The organism is Planctobacterium marinum (genome assembly GCF_020687805.1).
GTDB classification, from domain to species: Bacteria; Pseudomonadota; Gammaproteobacteria; order Enterobacterales; family Alteromonadaceae; genus Planctobacterium; species Planctobacterium marinum.
Window position 1 is genome coordinate 457,506 of record NZ_JAJEWQ010000003.1, and the last position, 11,458, is coordinate 468,963.

Sequence of the window (11,458 nt, forward strand, 5' to 3'; positions counted from 1 at the left end):
TTTCGCCAATTTTCTGGCAGGAGAAAATCTTGGAAAATTTAGCCCCGTTCTACGATAACACAATAACTGATCGCTTTTTCAATATTCACGCTCAGCAAACTCACATGAGCGATAAAGAAAAAAATCAGTTACTGCAAGTATTGACGAATAGTCTTGATTTACAAGAACTTGGAGAGCTGGTTTATACAGAAGTTAAAGCTCGACTGAATGCCTCATTTCTCAATATTGTCAGCCCGGTTGGCACATTCCAGTTTGGTGAACAGGACAATCAGTCCGTTGTCAGAAGCTTTGACCTGCTGTCAGGGCGCGACGGCAGTATTAAGATTGAATACGGCTTTGTCAGAACCTTGTCATTGCGCGAAAACCAATTACTGAAAGACATTAACCAGTGTGTCAAAAATCCAGTTCGCAACGCCCTGCAATTTTATCAAATTCAAAAACTGGCCTTAAAAGATGGTCTGACGTCACTGGGCAACCGCCGTCAATTTGACGAGACACTGGAAAAAGCCACCAGCAAAGCTCATCGCGACGGTGACAAAGTCAGCCTGATCATGATGGATCTGGACAAGTTTAAGCAAGTGAACGATCAATTCGGACATCACGAAGGTGACAAAGTACTCATGAGCGTCGCCGGCGCTATCAATCAATCGCTGCGCAACTCCGACTATGCCTTCCGTTTCGGTGGCGATGAGTTTTGTTGCATTACTACAAACACCGATGAAACTGCTAATAACCTGATAGTAGAGAGAATCCAGGAGGCTGTAGCCAACGATTCTTTACTGCAAAAACACGGTGTGAGTGTTAGTTTTGGTATGGCCATGCTACACGCTCAGGATGACGAAACCACCTTGTTTGACCGCGCCGACAAGGCCCTTTATCAGGCGAAAAAATCTGGCAGAAACTGCGCCAAATGGGCCGCATAAACAGGTTAGCGTTGCCAGTCAATATGAAAAGGAACATAACCTGGTAATGGTTCTGTACTGCTCAACCTGCTCCCGACTGCGACGATCATCCCCTGACAACACAAAATAGGCGTAAACGGGCGCTGCCATGGCGGCACCTTCCAGGCCTTAAACCATTGTTTAACTGACTTTGAATGCGCACTACCCTGTGGCTTGAAACGCCTGGAAAACTGTCCAAAGGTGGCAGTAAACTCGCTCTCTTCAGGTAAATACAGTGTCTGCCCTTTAGGATTTTCTTCCTGACTCAGCCACAATTGGCCTGCCCCTTGAGGTAACCGGTTCCACTGGTCTAAGACAAGGCGACAATTTTCTGGTGTTATTTCTTCTGTTTGTGGTAACAGATAGAGCTTATTATCGAATCTTTGACATTGCCATTGTCCCCACTTTACCCGTGGTTGCGCATCGGGTTTGGCAGATACGCATTCCTGGAGTATGGCTTGCAAAATTTTTGCTGAAGGCAGAGATACGCCAAGAGACTTTAGCCAGTTCATGAGCAACTGCTTTTGCCATTGCCAGGAATATCCGGCCAGTTTATTCAAATCCAATTCAGACTGCCCTGCGGCCAAAGATTGCCGCTTCAGGCTTACCGTTTCCTGAAACAAACTATTTTGTTCAGCAATGTGCCCCACTGAGCGGGTTACAGTCTGTTCAAAGTGAGGCCAGCGCCCGGCAATCAACGGCAACACCTGATTGCGCAGATAATTCCGGTCAAAATCAAGCCCCTGATTGGATTCGTCTTCCACCCAGCACAAATTGCGCCGCCTGACTTCCGCCTCGATGTCAGCCCGTGACAAATTCAGCAGTGGTCGCAGCAAGTGACATTGATTGTCGTTAACAGAAAACTCTGCCATGGCTGACAGCCCCGCCGGTCCGGCACCGCGCAACAGTTGCAACATAAAGGTTTCTACCTGATCGCTTTTGTGCTGTCCCAGCAGCACCAAAGTCTCCGCATCGGCGACGTCAGCAATTGCCCTATAACGGGCATCCCGGGCAGCGGCTTCAATGCCTTGCCCCTGAGCGCGCACATTAACTGTCTTGCTGTGTAATTCGATATCTAACAGGTCACATTGGCGCTGACAATGCTGTTGCCAATGTGAGGCATTTGGGCTGAGGTTATGGTTAACATGTACTGCTTTTACACGGATTTTGTGTTCAACGGCATAAACGGCGGCAAAATGCAGCAGCAAGGTGGAATCCATACCTCCACTGTAGGCAACTAGTAATGTCTGGTAGCCGCACTCCGGCGTCAGATACCGCTGCAGCGTAGTTTCAAACTGTTGGTAGTGATTCTGTGTTTCAGCCATGCAAAATTGCGCACCAATAAAAAAGCCGCATTACTGCGGCTTAGTGTAACCTGGATGAGAACTTAACAATAACCAAAAGACATGAGGCGCTGATATCGCTCTTCCAGCAGTGCCTCTTTTGACAAACCGGTTAATTGCGACAACTGCTGTTTCAGCGTAGCTTTCAGGTTTGCCGCCATGGTGTCGTAATCCCGGTGTGCTCCACCCTGAGGCTCATTCACTATGGTATTGATCAAACCTAACTCTTTAATTTGTGGTGCAGATACCCCCATCGCTTCGGCGGCTAACGGAGCATTTTCAGCACTTTTCCACAAAATAGAAGCACAACCTTCCGGAGAAATTACCGAATAGGTACTGAACTGCAACATATTCACTCTGTCACCAACACCGATTGCCAGTGCGCCACCGGAGCCACCTTCACCAATAACTGTACAGATGATAGGTGTTTTCAGCCCAGACATGACTTTCAGGTTGCGGGCAATCGCTTCACTTTGACCACGCTCTTCGGCGCCCACACCAGGGTAAGCCCCGGGGGTGTCGATAAAGGTAATAATGGGCAGTTTGAAACGCTCTGCCATTTCCATCAAACGCAGGGCTTTGCGATAACCTTCCGGCTTGGGCATACCAAAGTTACGCTTAATTTTTTCGTGGGTATCACGGCCTTTCTGATGGCCAATGACCATAACCGGGGTACCATCAATCTTAGCCAGACCACCTATGATAGCTTTGTCATCGGCATAGGCACGATCACCGCATAATTCATCAAATTCGGTGAATATGCGTGGAATATAATCCAGAGTGTAAGGTCGCATTGGGTGTCTGGCCAATTGCGATATTTGCCAGGCCCCTAATCCGGAAAAGATCTTGTTTGTGAGTTCTGAGCTTTTTTCTCTTAAACGCGTGATTTCTTCTTCCAGGCTGACGTCAAATTCGCCGCCCTGATTCACGGACTTTAGCTCTTCTATTTTTGCCTCAAGTTCAGCAATGGGTTGCTCAAAATCAAGGAAGTGTAAGCTCATTCAAATACCTAATTATTACTTCATTAAATGTATTATTGTGTACGGCACCGTTTTGTTAGCCAATGATTTAGTGAAAGATCATTTCCACTTTATCCGCACCCAACAGGTTTCTTACTTCGTATAATAACTCATCTTGTGGTGATAAGTACCACTCAGCGCCCAAAGATATGCACGCCGTTGCATCTTCGTGGAAATACCGGAGCTGTACCGGACAGATCCCACCGCGAAAGGGTTCGAATACCCTTTGCAACTGCACAATACCGTTGTTTTGACACCATTGCGCATCCACTTCTAATAACAGATGCTTTAACTGTTTTTCACGCGCCTGAATAATATCCTGAGCATGACGGACCGTGATTGTATTGCCCCCGGAGAAATCATCAAAGCTGACCTGTCCGGAAAGCACCAAAACTTTGTCCGTTTGTAACATTTCTTCGTATTCTTCGAACATATCCGGGAAGAATCGCGCATCCATTCTGGCACTTTGATCATCCAGCGTAACGATAGCCCAGCGTCGGCCCTTTTTGTTTACCATAACACGAACGCCGATCACCAGTCCCACAACTTTTGAAACAGAGTCCCTGTCTCCCGGTTTGGCATCCACCAGTCGTCCGCGGCAATAGTGCTGTAACTCTTCCCGGTACTGGTTAATAGGGTGGCCTGTTAAATATAGACCTAAAGTCTCTTTTTCCCCATCTAACCACTGTTTTTCCGGCCATTCCGGCACCATCACAAACGCGTTGTTGACTTCTTCCGGCTCACTGGTGAGCAAGCCAAACATATCTGCCTGACCGTAAGATTCAGCTTTTGCGTGTTGCTCAGCAGCAGCCATTGCTTCGGGTAACGTGGCCATTAACGACGCCCGGTGAGGACCAAGTTCATCCATGGCACCGGATAAGATCAGCTTTTCCATTACTCGTTTATTGAGCTTTTTAAGATCTACCTTGGCACAAAAATCAAAAATATCCGTGAAATAGCCCTTTTCTTCACGCGCCTTAATCAGGGCTTCAATGGGACCTTCCCCGACACCTTTTACCGCACCGATACCATAAATAATGGTACCTTCCTGATTTACCGTAAATTTGTATTTTCCGGAGTTCACATCGGGCGGTGAAATTTTAATGCCCATGCGATTACATTCATCCACCAGGGTTACAATTTTGTCAGTGTTATCCATATCCGCCGACATTACCGCCGCCATAAACTCAGACGGATAATGGGCTTTTAACCAAAGAGTTTGATAGGACACCAAAGCATACGCAGCTGAGTGTGATTTATTAAAGCCGTACCCGGCGAATTTCTCCACCAGGTCGAAAATCTTCATCGCCAGTTCGGGATCGATACCGTTTTCTTTGGCGCCATCCTCAAATGAGGCACGCTGCTTGGCCATTTCTTCAGGTTTTTTCTTACCCATGGCCCGGCGCAACAAGTCAGCACCACCGAGACTATAGCCAGACATTTCCTGAGCTATCTGCATTACCTGCTCCTGATACAGGATAATGCCGTAGGTGGGCTGCAAAATTTCTTTCAAACATTCGTGCTGATACTGAGCGTCAGGATAAGATATTTCTTCGCGACCGTGTTTTCGGTCGATAAAGTTGTCTACCATGCCGGACTGCAATGGTCCGGGTCTGAACAGTGCTACCAGTGCGATAATATCTTCAAAGGTATCCGGTTGAAGACGGTTGATGAGATCTTTCATACCGCGGGATTCCAGCTGGAATACCGCCGTCGTTTCAGCCCGCATCAACATCGCGAAACTTTCTTTATCTTCTAGCGGAATTGCAGAGATGTCTACCACATCACCGGAGCGCTCTTTCACCATGTCCAGCGCCCACTGGATAATGGTCAGGGTACGTAATCCCAGGAAGTCGAACTTTACCAGCCCTGCAGTTTCTACATCGTTCTTATCAAATTGGGTGACCGGAAATTTACCTTCCTCGTCACAATAGAGCGGCGCAAAATCGGTAATTTTAGTGGGAGAGATAACCACTCCCCCGGCGTGTTTACCGGCATTTCGCACCACCCCTTCCAGGATGCGGCACATATCAATCAGATCTTTGACGTCTTCATCTTCGTCGTAGGCCTCCTGCAGACGGGGCTCCACCTCAAAAGCTTTTGCCAGGGTCATACCGGGATCACCGGGGATCAGTTTGGAGATGCGATCGACAAAGCCGTAGGGATGGCCCAATACCCGGCCCACATCCCGCACTACTGCTTTTGCAGCCATAGTACCAAAAGTAATAATCTGGGATACGGCGTCACGGCCGTACATATCAGCAACGTGGTCAATGACTTCGTCACGTCGATCCATACAAAAATCAACATCAAAATCCGGCATAGATACCCGTTCAGGGTTCAGGAATCGCTCGAATAGCAGATCAAATTCCAGCGGGTCGAGATCGGTAATTTTCAGTGCGTAGGCCACCAACGACCCCGCACCGGAACCCCGCCCTGGTCCCACCGGAATATCGTGATCCTTACTCCACTGAATAAATTCCATTACGATAAGGAAGTAACCGGGAAAACCCATCTGGTTAATAACCTGCAATTCTATTTGCAGACGCTCATCGTATTCGGGGCGCTTCTGAGCACGCTCTTCGGGGTCCGGAAACAAAAACACTAATCGCTCTTCCAGGCCTTCTTCAGATACTTTTACCAAATAATCTGCGTCCGACAATCCACCGGTAGGGAACTTAGGCAGGAAGTAGGTTCCCAGTTGCACCGTAACATTACAGCGTTTGGCAATCTCTACGGTATTTTCTATGGCTTCCGGAATATCGCTAAACAATGCCTGCATTTCTTCAGCGCTGCGCAAATACTGTTGTTCACTAAAACGCTTGGGACGACGAGGATCTTCCAGTGTGTAACCGTCGTGAATACTGACTCGAATGTCATGGGCGGGGAACTCAGTCTCTTTGAGGAACACCACTTCATTTGTCGCCACTACTGGCAGTTCCCGCTGCTCAGCTAATGCTACCGCTGCATGCAAATAATCTTCTTCTCCGGGGCGCCCGGTGCGTTGCAGTTCAATGAAAAAATGCTCGGGAAAGTGTTGCAGATAAAAATCCAGCAACTGATTAATCTGTTTGTGATTTTGCTTTTGCAGTGCAAAGCCCAATTCACCGTCTTTTGCGCCAGACAGCACGATAATACCTTCGGCGTGTTCTGCCAACCAGTGAGCATCAATCACCGCTTTGTCCTTCACGGCACCGCGTTGGTAGGCTCGTGAGATCAAAAGTGTGATATTCTTATAACCGGCGTTGTTGCTGGCTAACAAGGTGGTACGGAAGATATCTTCACCCAACAGCGGATTTTGCAACCAAAAGTCACATCCGATAATGGGTTTAACGCCATTGCCATGTGCCTGATAATAATATTTAACCAGGCCGCACATATTCATTTGATCGGTAATGGCCACTGCCGGCATACCGAGTTCTGCAACCCGGCCAATGATCTTAGGAATTTTATTCAAACCATCGCACATCGAAAAATCGCTGTGTACTCTGAGATGAATGAAAGACGCGTTACTTTCCTGTGTCATTATATTTCCAGTGTCATTGTTCTAATAGTAGCGCCACCGGCTTAAAGCTGCGACGGTGAGCAAAAATAGGACCGAATTGCGCTAACTTTTCCAGATGCAGTTTAGTAGGATAGCCTTTGTGTTGGGCAAAGCCAAACTCTGGATATTGCTGATCCAGTTCTGCCATTTGCCGATCACGGGTGACTTTGGCCAGAATCGAAGCGGCTGAAATTTCCGGTACCGTTAGATCTCCTTTAACAATCGCCTCTGCAGGCCACTGCCAGGCGGGAACCTTATTGCCATCTACTTTAACAAAATCCGGCGCAGTGGTTAATGCTGCCACCGCCCTGGACATCGCTAACATGGTGGCCTGATAGATATTAATTTCGTCGATTTCTTGCGGTGTTGCTTCGCCAATTGCCCAACAGAGCGCCTGTTCTTTGATCAGGGGAAATAGTTTATTTCTTTTAGTTTCAGAAAGTTTTTTGGAATCAGTGAGTCCGGCAATAGGTCGGGCCGGATCTAATATAACTGCGGCGGTGACCACATTGCCTACCAGTGGCCCTCGGCCCACTTCATCAACACCCGCTATCAGCAAGACTAAACCTCCAGTTTCAGTAATTTTGCCACCGATTGCGCAGCCGTTTGATCGGCGTTGCAACGCAAGGATTGGTGGATTTTCAGATACTCTTCCTGTAATTCCGGCGCATCCCCTTCCAGCATCGTCAACAACTTCTCAGAAATCAGCGTGGGATTGACATCGGCCTGCAGTAATTCAGGCACCAGCGCTTTACCAGCCAGTATATTGGGCAAGGCAAAATATTGTTGTTTATACATAAAGCGCATCATCTGATAGGTCATGGCTTTTAATTTATAGGCCACTACCATGGGTCTCTTGCACAGCAGTGCCTCCAACGTGGCAGTTCCCGATGCTAATAGCACGGCGTTTGAAGCAATCATAACCTGTTGAGAATGACCAAACACAGTGCGCACTTTGACTTTGGGTTTAAGCTCGTTCAGGCGTTCGTCAATTTCAGATTTGCGCTGTTTATTCACCACCGGGATCAATACCAACAAATCCGGATGTTGCTGCGCTACTTTTTCAGCACTGAGTATAAAGGTGTCTAACAGGCTCCTGACTTCACCAGCGCGACTACCCGGTAACACTGCCAGCACCTTTTGATTGGCATCCACATTCAGGTATTCCCGGGCTGACTTTCTGTCTACCTGAAGCGGGATCTGATCGGCCAGGGTATGACCGACAAACTCGGCCGGTATTTGAAACTTTTGATACACAGCAGGTTCAAATGGGAAAATACAAAACACATTATTGGTAGCCCGGGCAATTTTGTGAACCCGGCTTTCACGCCATGCCCACACCGTAGGGCTGACATAATGTATGGTTTTGATCCCCTGCTGTTTGAGCTTCATTTCCAGGGTTAAATTGAAGTCCGGCGCATCTACACCGATAAACACATCCGGCGGATTTTCCGTAAAGTACTGCAAAACACTTTTGCGGATATGTAACAGTCGACGGATACGGGATAACACTTCCACCAGTCCCATTACTGAAAGCTCTTCCATATCAAATAAGGACTGGCAGCCAACGGCCTGCATTCTGGGGCCGGCAATGCCTTCGAAAATAGCGTCAGGGTATTGTTTGCGAAATTCAGCAATCAATCCTGCGGCCAAAATATCGCCGGAGGTCTCTCCGGCAACAATACCCACTCTGATGGTTTTATTTGTCATAATATTCGCTTAGAACAGCGTTGAGGCGTTGCGGTTAACGTATGATACCGCGCTCTGAGGCTTCCAGAAATTCAGACATCAACTGCACTTCCGGGTTTTCCTGCACCATATCCCGAATAATCTCTACGGCCTCTGCCGCTTTGTTGCCCTGTCGATATATAACGCGGTAAGCATTTTTTATAGCCCGGATACTCTCCGGGCTGAAACCTCGGCGCTTGAGTCCTTCCGAATTGATGCCGTGCGGTTTGCCATCATTACCTAACATCACAAATGGAGGTAAATCCCGCAAAATAATAGCGCCGCCACCGACAAAGGCGTGAGCACCAATTTTACAAAACTGATGGATCGCTGTCATACCGCCCAGAATCGCGTAATCAGCCACATGTACGTGCCCCGCCAGCGTACAGCTATTGGCACAGATTGTGTGATTGCCGATGCGAACATCGTGGGCAACATGCGCATAAGCCATAAACAGATTGCCGTTTCCGATAACTGTTTTGCCCTCATCCTGTATGGTACCGCGATGCACGGTGACGCTTTCGCGAAAAACGTTATTGTCACCAATCAACAGCTCTGTCGGCTCACCGGCGTACTTTTTGTCCTGACAATCTTCACCGATACTGGCAAACTGGAAAAAATGATTGCCTTTACCAATTTTGCTGGGGCCTTTGATCACCACATGCGAATTGACAATACAATCATCGCCGATAACCACATCCGGGCCGATAACGGAAAAAGGGCCAATTGATACATTGTTCCCCAACGTCGCTTTAGGGTCGATGACAGCGGTAGGATGGATCACGTTCTACATCTTCCTCATTGCACACATAAATTCAGCGCTACAGGCTTCCTGACCACTGACACTGGCATAACCCTGAAACTTCCAGATACCCCGACGTTCTTTAATAAAATCCACGTCAAAATCCAGTCTGTCACCGGGTGTCACGGGCAGTTTAAAACGCGCCTTGTCGATGCCCGCATACAGATATAAATCATCGGTATTGCCAGCGCTCTTGAAGCCCAAAATCCCGGCGGCTTGTGCTAACGCTTCCAGAATCATAACGCCCGGAAAAATAGGTTTTCCTGGAAAATGGCCCATAAAACAGGGTTCGTTAAAGGTGATATTTTTATAGGCTTTAATACGCTTACCGACTTCCAGTTCCGTTACTCTGTCTACCAGCAGCATCGGGTAGCGATGCGGCAGTAAAGCCATTATTTCTTCGATTTCTACACGTTCAATCACGTCAGTCAAACCACTCTTCTCCTGTTCTGACTTTTATCATAGAGCAGCACTGCGGCAGTTAGCAAATCATGTGCTGTAAAATAGGATGCCCTATTTCTGATATTTTTCTATTTCTTTTACCCGTTGCGATAACTTCTCGAGATTACGCAAACCCACCATACTTTTACGCCAGTCTTTATTCGGCATTGCAGGAATACCTGAGGAATAGACTCCGGGTTCTTTAATGGCTTTGGTGACCATGGAGAATCCGGTTAAGGTAACGCCATCGGTGATGCTGATATGCCCGTTAATGCCAACCATACCGGCAATAATACAATGTTTTCCAATCGTGGTACTTCCGGCAATCACAGTACAACCTGCCACTGCGCTATTTTCCCCTATTTCGACGTTATGAGCAATCTGGCACAGGTTATCTATGATAACGCCATCATGCAAAATGGTATCTTCCAGGGCGCCGCGGTCGACACAGGAATTGGCACCTATTTCTACCCGATTACCCAACACGGCCCGACCCAGTTGAGGGATCTTCACCCATTTACCGGCATCATTAGCATAGCCAAAACCATCGGAACCGATAACTGCGGAACTTTGAATCAGGCAATGTTCACCAATGATACAGTCGTGATATACCGTCACGTTTGCCCACAACTTGGTGCCATTACCGATACGCGCGCCTTTACCTATAAAACACCCCGGGCCTATTTGCACATCGACGCCTATTTCGGCACCCGATTCGATAACCGCATTGGCACCAACTGACACAGAATCCGCCAGGACTGCATCGGCAGCGATCACGGCGGATTCATGTATGCCATCCGCGGCATCGGGCGTAGTATCCAGCGCCTGTGCCACTTTGGCAAAGCCAAGGTAAGCGTTTTTCATGACCAACGCATTGGTCTGGCAATATTTTGCGTCTTCTTCACTGAGGATTACGGCGGTGGCTTTAGTTTCGGATAATTGAGAGCGATATTTGGCGTTAGCCAGAAATGAGATTTGACCTTCAGTGGCGGTAGCTAGCGTGCCAATAGAAGTGACGCTAACAGTTGCGTCACCTCGTACCTCGGCACCAATAATCTCCGCCAACTCGGCCAATGTGTAGCTGAGCATGGGTGAGTTCTCAATTAATTAGCGTTTTTACTAACTTCTTCAATCACTTTTTGTGACACATTGTACTGATCATCAATGAAGGCAATCGCACCGGCATTTAAAATCACATCGTAATTTTCAGCTTCGGCTACCTTGTTGATGCCCTGCTGGATCATTCCCAATAAACGGTTGCGCTCTTCGTTAGAACGACGCTCCAGCTCGCGTTGCAACGGTTGTGCTTTGCCAACATACTCATCTCTTAAGCTGGTAATTTTTTGTTCTAACTCAGTGATTTCCTGCTGGCTCATTGTCGCCGTATCACGCTTTTGCTTTTCCAAATAATATTGCAGATCTTTTTCCATGCGATTGACTTCTTCGATACGGTCCTTGAACTCAGCATTGATACTTTGCTGGATCGTGGCCGCCTGAGGAAGACTTTGAAAAATCGCCTGTACATTGGCGGCACCAATTTTTTGTTGTGCATAGGCACTGCCACTGGCTACTGAGGCAGCTAAGGTCATTGCAACGGCGGTTAGTTTTAATGCTTTCACAGATTACTCCTTAAATTCTTA

The 11,458-nt window shown here is 47.7% G+C and carries 10 protein-coding genes; 1 reads left to right on the forward strand and 9 read right to left on the reverse strand.

Going from position 1 to position 11,458, the window contains the following annotated elements; all coding sequences use genetic code 11:
* Positions 1 to 29: 29 nt before the first annotated feature.
* A complete protein-coding gene (locus tag LJ740_RS11755; RefSeq protein ID WP_229529284.1) occupies positions 30 to 923 on the forward strand; it encodes a GGDEF domain-containing protein in 894 nt (297 codons plus the stop codon).
* 5 nt (positions 924 to 928) lie between these two features.
* Here the strand turns inward: LJ740_RS11755 and tilS are convergent, their stop codons facing one another.
* The 9 genes from tilS to LJ740_RS11800 form a co-directional block, all read right to left on the reverse strand.
* Complete coding sequence (gene tilS, locus LJ740_RS11760; RefSeq protein WP_229529285.1) at positions 929 to 2,266, reverse strand: tRNA lysidine(34) synthetase TilS; 1,338 nt, start codon at positions 2,264 to 2,266, stop codon at positions 929 to 931.
* A 62-nt stretch (positions 2,267 to 2,328) separates the two neighbouring features.
* Positions 2,329 to 3,285, reverse strand: coding sequence for an acetyl-CoA carboxylase carboxyl transferase subunit alpha (gene accA, locus LJ740_RS11765; protein WP_229529286.1), 957 nt, complete (start codon positions 3,283 to 3,285; stop codon positions 2,329 to 2,331).
* 67 nt (positions 3,286 to 3,352) lie between these two features.
* Positions 3,353 to 6,829 (reverse strand): DNA polymerase III subunit alpha, encoded by a 3,477-nt coding sequence (gene dnaE, locus LJ740_RS11770; protein WP_229529287.1) that lies wholly within the window; start codon positions 6,827 to 6,829, stop codon positions 3,353 to 3,355.
* A 13-nt stretch (positions 6,830 to 6,842) separates the two neighbouring features.
* Positions 6,843 to 7,406, reverse strand: coding sequence for a ribonuclease HII (gene rnhB, locus LJ740_RS11775; RefSeq protein WP_267498235.1), 564 nt, complete (start codon positions 7,404 to 7,406; stop codon positions 6,843 to 6,845).
* Positions 7,407 to 7,408: 2 nt separating this feature from the next.
* The gene (gene lpxB / locus LJ740_RS11780) at positions 7,409 to 8,557 is read right to left on the reverse strand and encodes a lipid-A-disaccharide synthase (protein WP_229529288.1); all 1,149 of its coding nucleotides are present in this window, start codon (positions 8,555 to 8,557) and stop codon (positions 7,409 to 7,411) included.
* Positions 8,558 to 8,591: 34 nt separating this feature from the next.
* Positions 8,592 to 9,359 carry an acyl-ACP--UDP-N-acetylglucosamine O-acyltransferase gene (gene lpxA / locus LJ740_RS11785; RefSeq protein ID WP_229529289.1) on the reverse strand — a complete coding sequence of 256 codons (768 nt, stop codon included), beginning with the start codon at positions 9,357 to 9,359 and terminating at the stop codon, positions 8,592 to 8,594.
* 3 nt (positions 9,360 to 9,362) lie between these two features.
* Complete coding sequence (gene fabZ, locus LJ740_RS11790) at positions 9,363 to 9,809, reverse strand: 3-hydroxyacyl-ACP dehydratase FabZ (RefSeq protein ID WP_229529290.1); 447 nt, start codon at positions 9,807 to 9,809, stop codon at positions 9,363 to 9,365.
* A gap of 81 nt (positions 9,810 to 9,890) precedes the next feature.
* A complete protein-coding gene (gene lpxD / locus LJ740_RS11795; RefSeq protein ID WP_229529291.1) occupies positions 9,891 to 10,907 on the reverse strand; it encodes a UDP-3-O-(3-hydroxymyristoyl)glucosamine N-acyltransferase in 1,017 nt (338 codons plus the stop codon).
* 14 nt (positions 10,908 to 10,921) lie between these two features.
* Positions 10,922 to 11,437, reverse strand: coding sequence for an OmpH family outer membrane protein (locus tag LJ740_RS11800; protein ID WP_377306809.1), 516 nt, complete (start codon positions 11,435 to 11,437; stop codon positions 10,922 to 10,924).
* Positions 11,438 to 11,458 lie beyond the last annotated feature (21 nt).